Annotated in this window: 19 protein-coding genes; 7 read left to right on the plus strand and 12 right to left on the minus strand. The window is 53.7% G+C overall.

The window, feature by feature from the left end; translation table 11 throughout:
- Position 1: 1 nt before the first annotated feature.
- From J0L72_06170 to dnaA, 5 genes are read right to left on the minus strand one after another with little or no spacing between them, the layout of a single operon-like run.
- Positions 2-1090: an SPFH domain-containing protein gene (locus J0L72_06170; protein MBN8690362.1), complete on the minus strand. Its 1089-nt coding sequence runs from the start codon at positions 1088-1090 to the stop codon at positions 2-4.
- Between the two features lie 47 nt (positions 1091-1137).
- Complete coding sequence (locus J0L72_06175; GenBank protein ID MBN8690363.1) at positions 1138-2637, minus strand: glycosyltransferase family 39 protein; 1500 nt, start codon at positions 2635-2637, stop codon at positions 1138-1140.
- 21 nt (positions 2638-2658) lie between these two features.
- Entirely contained in the window at positions 2659-3300 is a 642-nt protein-coding gene (locus tag J0L72_06180) for a hypothetical protein (GenBank protein MBN8690364.1), read from the minus strand.
- A gap of 51 nt (positions 3301-3351) precedes the next feature.
- Complete coding sequence (locus tag J0L72_06185; GenBank protein ID MBN8690365.1) at positions 3352-4092, minus strand: creatininase family protein; 741 nt, start codon at positions 4090-4092, stop codon at positions 3352-3354.
- Positions 4092-5483, minus strand: coding sequence for a chromosomal replication initiator protein DnaA (dnaA, locus tag J0L72_06190; protein MBN8690366.1), 1392 nt, complete (start codon positions 5481-5483; stop codon positions 4092-4094). Before dnaA ends, J0L72_06185 begins: the two co-directional genes overlap by 1 nt.
- A gap of 203 nt (positions 5484-5686) precedes the next feature.
- Between dnaA and J0L72_06195 the strand changes: the two genes are divergently transcribed.
- The 6 genes from J0L72_06195 (at position 5687) to J0L72_06220 (ending at position 10317) form a co-directional block, all read left to right on the plus strand.
- Positions 5687-6313 carry a thiamine diphosphokinase gene (locus tag J0L72_06195; protein MBN8690367.1) on the plus strand — a complete coding sequence of 209 codons (627 nt, stop codon included), beginning with the start codon at positions 5687-5689 and terminating at the stop codon, positions 6311-6313.
- Positions 6307-7725, plus strand: coding sequence for a hypothetical protein (locus J0L72_06200; GenBank protein ID MBN8690368.1), 1419 nt, complete (start codon positions 6307-6309; stop codon positions 7723-7725). Before J0L72_06195 ends, J0L72_06200 begins: the two co-directional genes overlap by 7 nt.
- Positions 7718-8170, plus strand: coding sequence for an FHA domain-containing protein (locus J0L72_06205; protein ID MBN8690369.1), 453 nt, complete (start codon positions 7718-7720; stop codon positions 8168-8170). The genes J0L72_06200 and J0L72_06205 overlap by 8 nt, the downstream gene beginning before the upstream one ends.
- A gap of 12 nt (positions 8171-8182) precedes the next feature.
- On the plus strand, positions 8183-8662 hold the full coding sequence (locus J0L72_06210) for a hypothetical protein (GenBank protein ID MBN8690370.1): 480 nt from the start codon (positions 8183-8185) through the stop codon (positions 8660-8662).
- A gap of 112 nt (positions 8663-8774) precedes the next feature.
- Positions 8775-9098 carry a hypothetical protein gene (locus tag J0L72_06215; protein ID MBN8690371.1) on the plus strand — a complete coding sequence of 108 codons (324 nt, stop codon included), beginning with the start codon at positions 8775-8777 and terminating at the stop codon, positions 9096-9098.
- Positions 9099-9198: 100 nt separating this feature from the next.
- Positions 9199-10317, plus strand: coding sequence for an aminopeptidase (locus J0L72_06220; protein MBN8690372.1), 1119 nt, complete (start codon positions 9199-9201; stop codon positions 10315-10317).
- On the opposite strand, the gene J0L72_06225 is transcribed toward J0L72_06220, so the two are convergent.
- The 4 genes from J0L72_06225 to dut form a co-directional block, all read right to left on the minus strand.
- Positions 10314-10487 carry a hypothetical protein gene (locus tag J0L72_06225; protein MBN8690373.1) on the minus strand — a complete coding sequence of 58 codons (174 nt, stop codon included), beginning with the start codon at positions 10485-10487 and terminating at the stop codon, positions 10314-10316. The two genes, J0L72_06220 and J0L72_06225, sit on opposite strands and share 4 nt — an antisense overlap.
- 88 nt (positions 10488-10575) lie before the next feature.
- The gene (locus tag J0L72_06230; protein ID MBN8690374.1) at positions 10576-11004 is read right to left on the minus strand and encodes a hypothetical protein; all 429 of its coding nucleotides are present in this window, start codon (positions 11002-11004) and stop codon (positions 10576-10578) included.
- 26 nt (positions 11005-11030) lie between these two features.
- Positions 11031-11957 (minus strand): tetratricopeptide repeat protein, encoded by a 927-nt coding sequence (locus J0L72_06235; GenBank protein ID MBN8690375.1) that lies wholly within the window; start codon positions 11955-11957, stop codon positions 11031-11033.
- Positions 11954-12394, minus strand: a complete 441-nt coding sequence (gene dut / locus J0L72_06240) for a dUTP diphosphatase (GenBank protein ID MBN8690376.1) — start codon at positions 12392-12394, stop codon at positions 11954-11956. Before dut ends, J0L72_06235 begins: the two co-directional genes overlap by 4 nt.
- An 81-nt stretch (positions 12395-12475) precedes the next feature.
- Here dut and J0L72_06245 point away from each other — a divergent pair, with 81 nt between their 5' ends.
- A complete protein-coding gene (locus J0L72_06245) occupies positions 12476-13303 on the plus strand; it encodes a hypothetical protein (protein ID MBN8690377.1) in 828 nt (275 codons plus the stop codon).
- Here the strand turns inward: J0L72_06245 and J0L72_06250 are convergent.
- From J0L72_06250 to ubiE, 3 genes are read right to left on the minus strand one after another with little or no spacing between them, the layout of a single operon-like run.
- On the minus strand, positions 13291-14046 hold the full coding sequence (locus J0L72_06250; protein MBN8690378.1) for an HAD-IIA family hydrolase: 756 nt from the start codon (positions 14044-14046) through the stop codon (positions 13291-13293). The two genes, J0L72_06245 and J0L72_06250, sit on opposite strands and share 13 nt — an antisense overlap.
- On the minus strand, positions 14043-15047 hold the full coding sequence (locus tag J0L72_06255) for a polyprenyl synthetase family protein (GenBank protein MBN8690379.1): 1005 nt from the start codon (positions 15045-15047) through the stop codon (positions 14043-14045). Before J0L72_06255 ends, J0L72_06250 begins: the two co-directional genes overlap by 4 nt.
- Positions 15044-15778: a bifunctional demethylmenaquinone methyltransferase/2-methoxy-6-polyprenyl-1,4-benzoquinol methylase UbiE gene (gene ubiE, locus J0L72_06260; protein ID MBN8690380.1), complete on the minus strand. Its 735-nt coding sequence runs from the start codon at positions 15776-15778 to the stop codon at positions 15044-15046. Before ubiE ends, J0L72_06255 begins: the two co-directional genes overlap by 4 nt.
- Positions 15779-15847: the final 69 nt, after the last annotated feature.

Genomic DNA, 15847 nt, shown 5'->3' on the forward strand with positions numbered 1-15847 from the left:
ATTATTGAGGCGGAAGTGGTGGAGGAACAGCTCCAAGTAATCCGGCGAAGTCTGCGACTTCTTGCGCCTTCGTCCAGGCAGCCATGCCGTTGGTCCAAACCAAAGTCTCGCCGTTGATCTCGCCGGCCTTGATCATCTCGCCAAGCTTAGCGAGGTCAAACGGGCCCTGCTGCGCGCCGTTAATCGCGACGTGGAAGGTCTTGACTTGAGGAACTGGAGGAGGCGTTGCAGCCTGTTGCTGTTGCATCCCAGTCATCATTTGGCCCATCGCTGCGCCCATTCCCATTCCGATCCCAGCTGCGCCGAGTCCGCCCGGATTTTCGGCGGCTTTTTCCATCGAGTTCGCCGCTTGGAATTGGGTGTAAGCGTTCAAATCACCAACGACGCCCATGCTCGATCGCTTGTCGATCGCTGCCTCAACTTCTGGCGGAACACTGACATTTTCGATGTTGAAATTGACTAGCTCGATTCCGATTTCGCTGATGCCCGGCTGGATCGCAGAACGGATTCTCTCGCCAAGTTCGGTGTACCGAGCAGCGAGGTCGATGATCGGAATCTGCGCGGCAGCGGTTGCCTCGCTAAACTTGGTGACGATTTGGTTTCGCAGGTGCTCGCTGACTTCGTCTGTCGTGAATTGCCAATCGGTGCCGGCGATCTCCTTCAAGAACTTGCCCGCATCGGTGACCCGGAAACCGTACGTTCCGAATGCCCGGACTCGGACCACACCAAAGTCCTTATCGCGCATCATCACCGGGTTCATCGTGCCCCACTTCAGGTCGGTAAACCGCTTGGTATTGACGAAATAGACCTCGGCCTTGAACGGGCTATTGAACCCAAACTTCCAACCCTGCAATGTCGATAGGATCGGCAAGTTCTGGGTGATGAGCGTGTGCATCCCAGGCTCGAAGATGTCGGCGATTTGACCTTCGTTGACAAAAACCGCGACTTGCGATTCGCGAACGGTCAACTGCGCGCCGTGCTTGATCTCATTGTTGTGCCGCTCAAAGCGGTAAACGATAGTGTCTTGAGTGTCATCCAGCCACTCAATAATGTCGATAAATTCGCCTTTCAGCTTGTCCCAAATGCCCATGATAAATAAACCTGGTTCCTACCCTCACAGTATACGGCGCAACGGGCTCAGCGTTGCACGATTTGGGTGATAATCCACGCTTGATAGAACTCAGATTTAGGTGCGTTTTTGACTTGGCGAAGATCGAGATTGGCGGACTCCAAATTGGTGACGTCTGATTCTGTGATGCGTCCCTTTCGCGTGAGTACCACGACATCCGGGCCCAGCTTGGAAGCCTCAAGTAGTGATTCAGTCATCAGCACTGGCTTTTGGGCGTAAAAGGCAATCGAAGGGTGGCTCGTTTCCTGCAGCTTGAGCTGTCCTGTGCCTAGTGCCTTCGACCGCCTGGGCATTTGATAGACCGCGATCGGCAACTGCTGGATTTTCGCCCAGCGCGCTAGATCGTGAATCTCTTTGTGGGGAGGAGCGACCTGCTTTCCGAAAAGATTTCCCGTGGAGTAGTACTGATAAATTCCAAAATTCAGAATGGCGGAGGTGGCGAGGCAAGGCAGCGCATATCGCCAGAAAACTGTGAAATCCAGAACCGGATGACCCTTGGATTCCCACTGCTTGCTCATCCAAAAGCCGACGATGATGGCGAGGGTTGGGAACGCCGGCAAGACGTAGTGGGGGAGCTTCGCGGCGCTGATCATGAAGAACGCGATCACTACAATCGACCACCGAGCGCAAAGCCTAAGGAACGGGTGCTCGGACCGGATTTTCCAAGATTGAGGCAGGCACAATATCCAAGGAAATGCTCCCACCAGGATTACACCAACGTAAAGCAAAATCCCATTGAGCCCGGTGACGGTGTGCGCCGCATCCCCGCCGGTGAAACGCTTGAGGTTCTGTTCGATGAGGAATTTGTCGATAAAGACCTGGCGGTTAACGAGATACGCGGGTACATACCAGCTGGCCACAACAGCCGCAAAGATCACTGTGCCAAGAAGCCAATATCCCTTGAACTTTGGTCTTAGCTCAGGTTCTTGCCAATAGGTCAGAGCTGCGGCCAAAACGAACAAGATACAGCCGACCGGACCCTTTGCAAGAGTCGATAAGCCGAGCGCCGCGGCGGTAGCCAATCGCCACTTTGGGTGCTCGGTCAAAGATCGGTAGAAGGTGAAAAGGGCGATGATCTCGCAGGTGACCAGTGGAACGTCGGTCATGATGGATCGCCCCACCAATCCGACGAGCAACGATCCCGAATAAAGCAACAAGGCGATCTGTGCGGCGAGCTCGCTCAAGGCGCGGCGGGTGTAGCTGAAAACGACATATCCCACCAGCAGAGTACAAAGCGCGGAAGGCAACCTCGGGCCCACCATCTCGCCGAACATGTTGATCGAAGGTATCGCCAGCCAATAAACCAAGATCGGCTTTTCGAACCAAGGTGAGCCGTTATAGAACGGCGTGATCCACTCACCGCGCCGCGCCATTTCACCCGCTGCGGCGGAATAAAAACCTTCGTCGAGATCAAGAACTCCGGTCAGCCAGAACCCAAGCAACGGCAAAGCTGAGGTCAACCACAGCAGCCAATTCGGTATCGCTCGCCCCGCCTTGGAGTCAATCATTCCTGATAATGGTGGCACGAATTACGACAGGCTGCGCTTGGCACAATAGTCATCGACTAGGCCTTTAGCGATCCGAAGCGGCAAACCTGTCTTTGCGCGCAGTTCGCGAATGGCGCCGATGTGATCAGCTGCCGAATGCATGCTGAAATACTGGTCGAGCACCGACTTAATGTGAGAGTTATCGAGCTGTTTGTCGTCGTAACTCTCTACGGTGAAGCGCTTCTTCTTGAATTTCTCGAATTCTTCTTCTAAAGAAACTTCGCCTCGAATCTTCGATTGGATCCACTCAATCATCGTGTATCCGCCCCAGATTCCCACGATCCATATGGACCACATTTCACCGGGCCTGAAATGGAATCCATTGGCAATGAGATTGATGCCGATGAGCGTGAAAGCGCTCCCAACAAAATGCGCCAAGGCATCCTTGGAGGCTCGCCTTCGATGCTCCAGGAACTCGCCCCACAGTTGATTGCGGTCATTTTCCTTCTTGACGATCTGATGTGCTTCGTCAATTTGTTCCGGAGTGATTCCGAGTTCGGCGGCAATCGCATTTAGCCGTTCACGGTCGATCAGAGAATCTTCTTTGGGCGATAACCGGACCGCCTGACGCAAGATCGCGTCAGCTTCTTCTTCAGTGTATAACTCCTGATTCTCTGAGCTCATTGCAGGTTCAACAGGAATTACTTGAATTCCAATCCCAGGGTTTCAATATGTTCACTGGATCCCGTTAAGTTGATAGCCGGTGTGAACGTTGCTGATTGCAGTTGCAACACCTTCGACGGCTGCCTCGAAGATGATCTTTCCTTTCTCGGCAGTGGCAAGGGTTGCGTATCCAAGCGAACCGTTGGAAGTCAGTTCATCAAACGGATGGATCATTCCTTTGACAGGTGGCAGAAAACCGTCGTCGATGATCGCCGACGTGCGAACAAGGCTCGGGTGCAAGTGCATCATCAGCGAAGTCTCGGACTCGCAGGCGTGCTTCATGTCCTTGAACGGACCTTCCATCGTAGCCGAAACGGCCTCTTCGCAGTGGTCGAAGTATCCAAAATGACCGATCAGCAGGTTCGGATTGGATTCCTTGAGCTCGCGGCAAATCACGTCGTTTGGCGAGCTGTTGCCACCGTGACCATTGATCACCAAAAACTTCCAGAACCCGTGCTTTGCGAGTGACATCACGACTTGACGGATTGAATCACGATAGCCGTCCATGCTGGCCGAAAGCGAACCCGCAAAGGCCAAATGGTGCGCACTTGCGCCCAGCCACAAGGTCGGGCAAAGCAAAATCTGATCCTTCAACCGTTGATCAACCGCCTCGCAAACAGCAGTGACGATCATCGAATCGGTGAAAAGGGGCAGGTGCGCGCCATGTTGTTCGAGCGATCCGGTCGGGATCACTACCACCGTTTCACGCGAAAGGGCACCTACTTCGGGAGAGGTCAGTTCAGCAAGCTTCATTAACTATCCGGGTCCAAGTTTCGCATGAGGCTTCGAACCACATTTGCAAAATCAAGGTCTGCTTCCGTTAGTTTATTCACCTTTTCGTAGGCGTGCATCATGCTCGTGTGGTCTCGGTCGCCAAATTGATGACCGATATGCTTCCAACTACCATGCGTGACTTCTCGGGTCAGATACACGGCAACGTGACGCGCTAGGGCGATCGGAGCCTTTCTGCTTGTCCCGCGAATCTCTTCGACGGGAATCTTGTAGAACTTGCTGACGACTTCAAGAATGTTGTTGAGGCTAGGTTTTGCTTGGGCTCGGTTGCTGCTACAGAGCTTTTCGACCATCGCTCTGGCCAAATCGATGTTCAAATCGTAGCCTAGGAAGCTGGCTTCTGCGGACAAATTGACCATCGCGCCCTCGAGTTGGCGGATGTTTCCGGGCACGTGCTCCGCCAAATACATGGCCACCTCGTGCGAAAGTTCGATCCCTTCAGCGGCTGCCTTGCTTAGCAGGATTGCGCTTCGAGTTTCGGTGTCTGGCCAGTGGATATCGGCCACCAGTCCGGACTCAAATCGAGACCGTAGTCGCTCGTCCATCAAATACAAATCGCGTGGCGGTCGGTCAGAGCAAAGCACGATCTGCCGGCCCATTTGATGCAAGTGGTTGAAGGTGTAGAAAATCTCTTCTTGGGTTCGATCTTTGCCGGCGACGAACTGGATATCGTCGACGAGCCAAAGCCCCACGTTGCGTTGGGCGCGGCGGAAATGGTCGATCCGGCCTTGTTGCAACGCGGAGATGAACTCTTCTGCGAACTGCTGTGCCGAGACATAAACCATCGGGAAGTTGGGATCCCGCTTTTGGACCTCGTGCGCAATCGCATGGAGCAAGTGGGTTTTACCCAAACCGCTCGGGGAGTAAATGAACAGTGGATTGTATTTTCGGCCTGGATTTGCAGCGACGGCCTTTGCACCGGCAACAGCAAGTCGGTTCGATTGCCCGGTGACGAAATTCTCAAACGTGAAGGACTCTTTGGGTTGGAATGTCGTATTTCGCCGTTCAACAATCGGGGGCTGGATCAGAGCAACCGAATTGTTGATTACCTGACTCGGCTTGCGCTCCTTGACGTTGATGCGCAATTCGACGAGGACACGCTCGCCCAATTCTGCCGATAGCGCATCGGCGATTTCTGCCTGGGCTCGTGACCCTAGCCAGTCAAAATTGAATTTGCTTGGTACTTCCAAAATCGCTCGACCGTCTTTCAGGTCGACAGGAGTGATCGGCACCAAAAAGCGCTTGACCATCTTCTCTGGATAGTTCTTCGATACGGTCTGGAGTGCTCTTTTCCAGCATCCAAACAAGCGCGCGGGTTCTTCACGGTCCTCAAAACTTAACTGATCATTCATTGCAAAGGAAAATCCAATCCGGTCCCCAGTGGGCCTCGGACCTAGAATTATAACCAGGACTAGTGGCACCCCATGGGTGTAACCGCATCCCCTAGGCAAATTGCCGGGTAAATTTCCACCGAGAAGGTCTTTGGCTGTCGGTAGACAGCTACGATTTTCACGATTTTTCGACGTTTTCCACAAGTTATTCAAGGGCGCAATTGATGAAGATATTTGGGGTATTGGGGGGTGAAGCACTCAGCGACGAGATCCTTCGCGCGTGGGTGGATTGGGCAGACTTTGTGATCGCCGCGGACGCCGGATTTTGCAACCTCTCCAGCGCCGGATTACGCCCAAATCTGGTCGTCGGAGATATGGATTCGGTAGTGCACTGCGAGGTGCCGGAATCGCAAAAGATGATTCGCATTTCAGCCCAAGATTCTAGCGATTGCGACAAGCTGTTAAGCGTCGCGGTCGAGTTGGGCGCACGTCAACTTTCCATCGGATGCATGCATGGCGGTCGACACGATCATCTGCTAGCCAACTTCGCGAGTATTTCGAAGATAAACCTAGCCGTGAAGGTCGTCCTGCCTCTCGAAATTGGAGTTCAGGTTTTACCGAATAATCCTATAACTTTTGAACATTTTGGACGCATTTCACTGCTACCGGTCGTTCCTTGCACTGGCGTAAATCTTTCGGGAGTTCGTTGGCCCCTGGTGGATCAATCGCTCGCGATGGACGGGCTGGTCAGTTTGTCAAACGAGGGTACTGGCGAGGTCACCGTCAGCATAGAATCCGGCAAAGCGATGCTCTTTGTTCATACAGACCCAAGTCAGATTCCAACATGGTGACTTTCACACTGATAGACACCGTAGTGCTGAGTCTCTTTGTGGGGCTCATTCTGGCGCTGGGATTCAGTGCAAGACTCCGCGATAACACGTTTTTTCAGTACTTTGCCGCGGGCAGAAATTTGTCCCTGGTGCCATTTGTATCGACGCTGGTCTGCACTTGGTACGGCGGAATCTTAGGGCTCGCAGAATCAGTCAGCTATTTCGGGCTCGGCACTTGGCTTTTGTTTGGAGTCCCGTATTACGTATTCGCGGCAATTTACGCGCAGAAAGTTGCAAGAAAAGTGCGTGAAATTGACGATATCTCCATCCCGGAGCGCATAGCTCGTCAATTCGGCAAGGGATCAGGAGTGTTTTCGGCGGTGCTCATTTTCTTGCTTGCCGTTCCCAGCGCGCATGTGTTGATGTTAGCGGTGTTGTTGCAAACCGTCGTCCCGTTGCAACTCCTACCAGCGCTCCTGATTGTGGGAGGGGCCGGTACCTTGTTCTTGTACCGAGGCGGACTGCTCGCCGATGTTAGGATGAGCCTCGCCGCTTTTGTGATGATGTACCTGGGGTTTGGTGTGATCGTAGCTTCCCACGTCGTCCAATTCCCGCCGGTGCAGGCATTCGAAAGCCTGCGTGGTACTCCCATGCTGACGCTGACCGGCGGTCAAGGCTGGCTAGCGATTATCAGCTACTTCATTCTCGGCGCCTGGACCCTGGTAGACCCCGGATTCCATCAGCGCGTTGCTTGCGCCAAAGACCCTGAGACTAGCCAGAAGGGCGTATGGGTTTCGATTCTATGCTGGATGACCTTTGACCTTCTCAGCATCTCTGCGGGGATGTACGCGCTTCAAACGCTGAAATCATCGCCATCAAATCCGCTCATGATTTTTCCGGCTCTGGCGCAGCAAAACTTGCCACCCGGACTCAAATCGATCTTCTTTTGCGGCATGCTGGGCACAATCCTTAGCGCGATGGTGGGCTATACCTTGGTCGCGGGTGGCACATTTGGGCGTGAAATCATGGGCAGGATCATGCCCGTCGCAGATGACCGGCTGAAGTTTTGGACGCGGATCGGACTGACGCTTGCGATCTTGATAGCGATTGTCGTCGCACTGTTTGTTGACAGCGTGGTTGCGATTTGGTATTCGTGGAGCGGCGTGGTTGTCGGGGCCGTCCTCCTCCCATTTTTGATTTCGATGGGTTCAAAGGCAAACCATCTAAGGAGAGAATCCGTCCTTTGGTCGATGGTGCTTTCGTTCATCACCTCTCTGAGTTGGTGGATTATCGGCACCGCAAATGGCAACAAGTTTTTGACGGTCAATCAGGGTGGCCAAGATATTCCAGTCGGGACTTTGTTGCCAGGACTATTCGTTTCGGGTTTGGTAATCTTGATTTGGCCAAAGCTGAGTGGAACTGAAAATGAGTGAAAACGAACCAAACATGAGCAATCGAGCGAGTCTGACCATCAAGCGTGGAGGCGAGGAAACCGCAGAAGTGTTCGAGTTTCTGAGCCCTTGTATCGTCGGTCGATTCGATCCTTCGGTTGGGCCAATCGACCTTGATCTGGGCAGCCTGCCGGAAGGAGCTTATGTCTCCCGCAAGCATGCAAAAGTGTATCTGGACGGCGAAACTTGGAAGATTCAGGACCTCGGGAGTTCGAACGGAACGTACCTACTGCGCGACGATTTTGAGAAAGTGACCGACGCAGATTTGACCGATGGTCAAGAGATCGCTTTGGGGAACGCTAGATTCATCTTTAGAGTATTGAGCGCTGCCCCAGAGTCTGCTGAATCTAGCGAATCGGGCGGAACATCTGAAGAAACGCCTGTCGAAGAGCAATCTTCTGAACCGGCGGCAATTGAACCTGAATAAGGAGGGTTTCCTTTGAAAAAAGTAGTCGTTTTGGGCATTGCTGCCTTGCTGATTTTTGGCGGTTTATTCCTTAAGGTTTTCGCCTCAACACCTTCAGATGAAGCGATGATTCAGGAGGCACTGACCACCGCAGCGCAAGCTTCAGGCGAAGGGAAAGAAGGGAGCGTTCTTGAATATCTAAGCGGCAATTTGCAGGTGATGGGTTTCACACCCAGCAAGAACGATATTCGAAACTACATCCAAAAGAATAAGCCTAAGGTGAAGTTAGGTGCAATTCGGCCGATAATTAACGGTGATGAAGCGGTGGTGAACACTTCCGCTGAAGTCCGCATGGGCGTGGGGAACTTGAGTGCAACGCAAAAGTTGGATCGAGTGACGATAACCATGCGCAAAGAAACTAAGCTGAAAATGCTCGTTTTCCCGGTCCCAACCTGGAGAATTGTAAAAGTTTCTGCAGAAAGTGCGGACCTAGGGAATCCTTTTGACCCCTAAGTCGTTCAGGTAATATGTCGGGGCATTTCTCTGCAAAGGGAGGAGCAAGGCGGCTTGCGTGACCGTCTTTAAAAAACCTGACAAGAGGTAACTACACAAAATGAAAAAGTTCATGTCTCTTTTCCTCGTTGCTGCTATTGCTGGCATCTTTGTTGTCGGCTGCAGCCAAGCCGCTGATTCGGGCGCTGCTGCTGGCGGCGAAACCGCAGCAACTGCAGGCGATGCTAAGCCAGAAGGCGATGCAAAGCCAATGACCGAAGATGGTGCTGCTGCTACCGGAACCGAAGCTACTCCTGCTGCTGAAGGCGATGCTGCTGCAAAGCCAGCTGAAGGTGAAGCTGCTCACACTGAAGGTGATGCCGCTGCTAAGCCAGCCGAAGGCGATGCTGCTGCAAAGCCAGCTGAAGGCGAAGCTGCTCACACCGAAGGTCACTAAGCCTTAACGCGGCAATAGCCGCACTGATCAAGCCCGCACCATGCACTACGCCTGGTGCGGGTTTATTTTTTGCTAATCACCGGTTCGGTAGACTCTAGAGATGCTTGACCCAAGAGTCACTCGGTTGGCCGAATTGATGTCCAACCATAGCACTGGCCTAACCAAAGGCGACAAGGTGCTCATCCATGCGTTTGATATCCCAAACGAGGCGGTCGCCGAGTTCGTTAGGGTTTGCCAAGAAACCGGAGCCGAAGTCGCAGTGCGGCTCGAAAGTTCGCTCGTGCGACGCCAGCTGCTGCAGAAAATTAGCGATTCAAACATCGAGACCATCGCTGCCAATGAACTCAAAGAGATGGAATCGATGACCGCCTATATTGCATTGCGCGGGGGCGAAAACTATGCTGAGCTTGGTGATGTTTCCGCTCAAGCAATGCAGCAATGGCAAAAGCTCTACGGCAAAACCGTCGTCGAGCACCGGGTTCGAAAGACTCGATGGGTCGTCACTCGCTGGCCTTCGCCCAGCATGGCCCAACAAGCGAGCATGAGCACTCCCGCTTTCGAAGATTTCTTCTTTAGGGTCACCACTGTGGACTATTCGAAGATGGCGAAAGCTTGCGAGCCACTCAAAGAGCTGATGAACAATACCGACGAAGTCCATATCGTTGGACCGGGAACGGACCTCCGATTTAGCATCAAAGACATTGGCGCAGTGCCTTGTGCCGGCGAAGCAAATATCCCAGACGGCGAGTGCTTTACGGCACCAGTTAAGACTAGCATGAATGGCGAAATCACCTACAACACGGTGTCTCTCTACCAAGGTACCGAGTTCAAAGATATCCACTTCAAGGTCAAAGATGGCCGAATTTACGAAGCCACCGCCGGCGATCAAACCAAAAAGCTGAACGACATTTTGGATACCGACGAAGGTGCGCGCTACTTTGGTGAATGGGCTCTTGGATTCAATCCACACGTGCTCCATCCGATGAAGGACACTTTGTTCGATGAAAAAATTGGCGGAAGCTTCCACCTCACACCGGGCAATGCCTACGAACCGCCAGGAGGAAACGGCAACGTTTCAGCGATTCACTGGGACATCGTGTGCATCCAGCGGCCGGAGTATGGCGGCGGAGAAATCTGGTTCGATGGCAAGCTTGTGCGCAAAGACGGAATTTTTGTCTTGCCAGAGCTAGCTGGATTGAACCCAGACGCCCTGAGTTAATCAGAGTCCTTCGAAGGCGTTGAACCTTCGAACTGGAACTGGATCGGTCTTGCTGGACCTTGGTTTGGCAAGACCCAGAACACCAAAATCCCGATCACCAAGAGCACAAGCGGAAGCACCCAACTGGGCACTTTTTTCCGTGGGACCTTAACTTGCGGCTCTTCGACCATTGCGCGCAATTATACCGGTGCCACCGATCGGGCGAAGCAAAACGTGGTTCGGGGGCGAACCCCGAACCACGTTGCAGTAGTTGACAGCTTAGAGCTTCAAGTCGACGATGCCGCTGACGCCAACACCGTGAACCGCTTTGATTTCCTTCGAGACATTCTTGTCCGATACCGGAATCATCGCGCGGATGCGGATTTCCTTCCCAAACAATTCTGTTTCTGGCGCGGCAACGGCTTGCACGAGTTCAACCGATGCCTTATCGCCCATCACTTGAGCCGCTCCGATTGCGTTGCTCTTACCGATTCCCACTGTCAAAATCGGGACCACCTTGGTCCAAGCATCCTCCGTGTCTTTGTGTTTGGAGATTTTATTGATCGCCTTGTTGATGTCTGGGCCAAACTTTTGGACCGCGGCACCGACGCCGATGATCTTGATGGCTTGCTTGATTTGGGGCATGCCCACGGCGGTTAGGGCCACCATGCCTGCAACGACGAGCGCGAGTTTCTTGTTAATTTTCATGCTAGATTTGAGTCTCCTAATTGCTATTACGTTTGAGAAGGAACTTCGTCTTGTTTACCCTCAGAACCTGAGCCAGGATTGGGATCTGTGCTTTGTTCCGTTGGCTTTGGGGCAGGTTCGGAAGTGGGTGATGGCGGCCACGGTGAATCAAGCGCGGATGTCAGCGGATCGTTTGAAGTCCGTACCCGGTCAAGGTTCTTTCGGCTCAGTTCAGCGACTCCAATCGTCTTAGTGCCGTCAACGAGTCGCACAAACACCTTTTCGACTGTCGGGCGAGAATCCAGAATCCGAGCGGCAGAATCCGCTACGGTCTCCAAGGGACGATCGTTGACGCCCAGCAAGGTGACGACTAACCCGCCGCCACGTGGATCGGTCCATGCTGCGAGCACATTTTCGCCGAGCGCTTCGATCTTTCGAAGGTCGTCCAGAAGCGCTTTGTCATCCGCGATTCCGGAGGGCTCATTGGTTTGAACTGACGGATTCGTGGCCTGTTGCTCTACCGGATTGCCAGCGATTTCTCTTGTAATAACTTTGCCTGGCATCTCGCCATCTTTTAGCTTGCGTCCCAGAAAGAATGAGATTCCCGCGATTGCGGCGACCATCGCGAGCATGACAGCGGTGAATCCCAAAATCTTGTTCTTGGTGGTCGGGATGCCCAACTTTTGAGCGGTCTCAAAAGCTTCCGCTTCCTTTTGATGCTGATGCGCGGCGTTCAGTCGTTGCCGGATCAGCTCCGATTCGGGGTGGTACGATGCGGCGAGCTCGTACCATTTGATCGCTTCATCTAGCCTTCCCTCATCGGCCCAAATATCTCCCATCAGGGCGTGGGTGTATTCGCTCTCCGGGACATGAGTGAGGATCTCGCGGCACAGCTCCTTCGCCAGTCCAACCTCCCCCCGCATCCGCAAAACGTTCGCTTTAGCGAGCGCATTTTCAACCTCAGCGTGGGTCATTGCTTGCCGGTGCTCCCAAATCCACCGCTTCCGCGGGCCGTGTCGTCCAAGTTTTCCGTGACAACAAAATTCGCTCGGACCACGGGACAGATCACCATTTGCGCCACTCGGTCTCCGGGCTGGATCTCGAACGGTTCGGTGCCCAGATTGATCATCAGAATTTTGATCTCGCCGCGATAGTCGGAATCGATGGTGCCGGGCGAATTGATCATCGTGATTCCGTGGTTGATTGCTAATCCACTGCGGGGCCGAATCTGCGCTTCGAAACCTGGAGGCACAGCGATACGTATTCCAGTGGGGATCGCTGTGCGCGCCATGGGTTGGAGCGTGTGGCGAGCCGTACTGCGCAAATCGACGCCAGCTGCCCCAGACGTTGCATAATCTGGAACAGAAAGTCCTTCTTCCAAGCTAATGGGGATACAAATTTCGTCGGACATGCGCTTTCAAAAAGTTAGACTGTAAGAAACCAGACTATGGACGTTCAACCCTCCAAAAAACTGCCTCATTTTAGTGAGTATATGATTGCTGAAGCAGCGAAGATGAAGGCGCGCAAGCGGACGTTTCTGACGACGCCGGTGCTTGCCTTGTCTATTGTCGCAGCATTGGGCGTTACGGTAGGTTTGGCGTTCGCGATGCCTGTTCTTGCACCGGTTTCATGGGTGCCAGCAGGCGTCATTCTAGGCGGTTGGCTCACGTATGCCGAGCGAAAGGTGCGCGAGCCGAAAACGGCAGAAGATCGATATAACGATGAGATCAATGCCGTCGTGGAGCGGTATTTGGAATCCATGGAGTACCGGAGATTGCATCGTGACCTGGACTATACGGCGGCGCAACTTCTCGAGGCCACAGCCTATTACTGGAACAAGATTCGGCTTCAGCTCAACACTCCGAGTTGGGCGGGCGACGCGGCGCCTTTGCACTTGCGCGCAGCAAGAAATCAAACGCTTGAAGCGATTGACCAAGCTATGCACGAGCAAATCACACTTTGCGTTCGTTGCTTAGCCTTGCCTGGTCAAAAGAAAACGGATTTCCGGGACATGATCGAGGACGTCATCGGGCTCGATGTCGACCGGATGCTCGATGGATTGCGCGGCGGTGCAACAGTAAAAAAGGGGTATCACAGCGACCACCTTCCGGAGATCTTTGAACCCGCGCGTGCCATCGCAGAAAGGCTCCGCGACCTCAGTACAGAAATTGAACAGATGAGCTTGGAAAACATGCGCGAACTGCAGCAAACTGGCGCACGGGGATCGATCGATTCGGTGATCAAGAATCTACGCGATATTCAGATCGCCGAGGCAGAACTCTCTGCAGAGACGAATCCTCAGCAAGATCAGCGGCTCTGAAGCCAGTCCGGTAGGTCTGCGACGGAATCGAGTGTTTCCACTTTGCCCTCCGGTTGCAGGACTCCCGTTCGCACGAGTACGGATGGGCAACCGGCAGCATCTGCGGCAGCAATGTCCGAGTCCAATCGGTCGCCCACCACCAACATTTCACTTGCCTCCCAACCTGACGCACCGAGAATCTTCTCGATTGCCCAGGAGTTTGGCTTGCCGAGCACAGTTGGAACCTGTCCGCTAGCCGTCTCAATCGCGGTAATGATCGCTCCAGCACCAGGTTGCAACCTGCCATTCTCTAGCGGGTAAGTGGCATCTCGGTTTGTCGCGATGAACCGTGCGCCGTTCAAAATTGCTTGCATCGCTTGGTTGCATTGGTCGTAGCAAAAGCTGCGGCAGATTCCAGCGACGACAGCATCCGCCCTTTCAGGATCTTGGCAGAGAATTCCTGCCTCGTGGAAACCCTGAACGAGGTCTGGTTCTCCCACCACAAACACACTCCGGCACCCGAGAGAAACACAGAAGTCGATCGACATCGGGCCGATAGCAAACAACTCGCCGGGTGCCGGCGCGAAGCCCAATCGGGTCAACTTTTGGACGAGATTGTCTTCCGAGATCCCAGAGTTATTGGTGAAAAATCGGACTTGGAATCCCAGTTTTCGGCAGGCAGAAATAGCTTCGGCGGCGCCTACAATCGACTCTGAACCTCGGTAGAGCGTGCCGTCGAGGTCAAACAGTATCCCGCGGATCATGTCTTTCGCTGAATCACGAATCGACCAGCAGCCTCAAGGAGGTCGCGATGAGAATTCTGTGGGAGCACTCGCAGTGCTTCGAGCGCTTTCGCCAAATGCTCCTCAGCTAGTTGGTCCGCTTCGGCATAACCACCGTAGCTTTCGAGCAATGCACAAACTTTTGCAATCGCCTCATCGCCGCAATTGGTACCGAAGTTTTCTCGTACAAATTGGTGCTCGGCCTGGTTCAGTTTGGGCAAGACCTGGAGCAGGGGCATCGTCGCGCACCCTTCGCGGAAGTCCGTGGCCTTCGGTTTTCCGGTCGCTTCGACCAATCCGCGATAATCCAGAAGATCATCGACGAGTTGAAACGCAATGCCGAGGTGGTGACCATATCGGCCCAGCGCATCCACCGTCGATCGGTCGGCTCCCGCCACCATGCCACCGATTTGGCAGCAGCACTCGACGAACGCGGCGGTTTTCATCCGCAAGACGTGAAGATGATCTTCTAGGCTGAGCTCGAGATTGCCGCGAATTTCGACCTCCCTTGCTTCGCCTTCGGCCATTTCGACCACCATTTTGCTGCTGAGGCGAATGATCTCAATATCGCCATCTTCTGCAAGAAGTTGCATCGCCCGAGCAAGTAGAACATCTCCTGAAAGAATGCTCGCGGTGTTTCCGAAAAGGTGACTTGCCGTAGGACGCCCGCGCCGAGTGGCTGCCTCGTCGATGACGTCATCGTGAATGAGAGTGGCCATGTGGACCATCTCCATACAAGCACCTAGCGTAAGTGCCCGCCGCCGCTCGAACTGTAGCCCTGTGGCCCTCGCGCTGAGTACCAGGAACGCTGGGCGTAGCCGCTTGCCGCCTGCGTCGAGTGTATGCCGAAGCGATTTCTGGACGACCTCGATCGGAGACCCTACAAAGTCCTTGAGCAATGTTTCGACATCTTGGACATCTGCGGCGATTTGGACCAGATTTTCGCCCGTGACTCCGGCTTGGGCAAACATTCCAGACTTCAAGGCTTTGTCCCCCAATGAATACAAATGTTGCCCATTCGAAGATTTTGATACCGAATATCTTTGAATCCCGCAGATTCCATTGATGACTTGAGTTGTTCTCGGGTCATAAAAAGTTGAGTGCTCTCCGGCAGGTAGGTGTAGGCCTCTCGACTCTTGAAGAGTTGGCCGAGGATCGGGACCAGACGCCGAAAACTCCAGTTTGAAATCGCGGCTATGATCGGATTGCTTGGGATGGCCATGTCGACGGAGGCGAACCTTCCGCCGGGCTTGAGCACCCGGAAAATCTCTCGGTGTGCCAGGTCAATATCGGGCACATTCCGGATTCCCCAACCAACGGTGACGACGTCAAACTGACCGGATTGCAGGGGGATTTGGCAGGCATCGCCCACCGCGAGTTGGTTCTTGCCATCGATCTTTGGACGTGCGAGTTCGATCATCGGACGGCAGAAATCGACTCCGACAACACTGGCTCCTCGAGCGCGGAGTTCGGTCAAGAAATCGCCCGTCCCGCAGCAAAGATCCAGTGCAAAATCGCCCGACTTGACTTGGATCAGATCAAGCGCTTTTCGCCGCCAACCTCGATCTGAATTGAACGAGAGGATTCGGTTCACACGGTCATAAGTCGGGGCGATTTGGCCGAACATCCCTTGCACAAACACGCGCTTCTCCCCGCCCTTGGCTTGCCAAGGCTCGGTGGAATTTGTATTCGGTTGGGTCGCGGGTCCTGCCATCGAATTCTAACTTTCAACAAAAGTTGAAAGTTAGCCACAGTTTACGTGATTCGCGCTCAAAATTGCTTC

Source organism: Armatimonadota bacterium (genome assembly GCA_017303935.1).
Lineage (GTDB): Bacteria > Armatimonadota > Fimbriimonadia > Fimbriimonadales > Fimbriimonadaceae > JAFLBD01.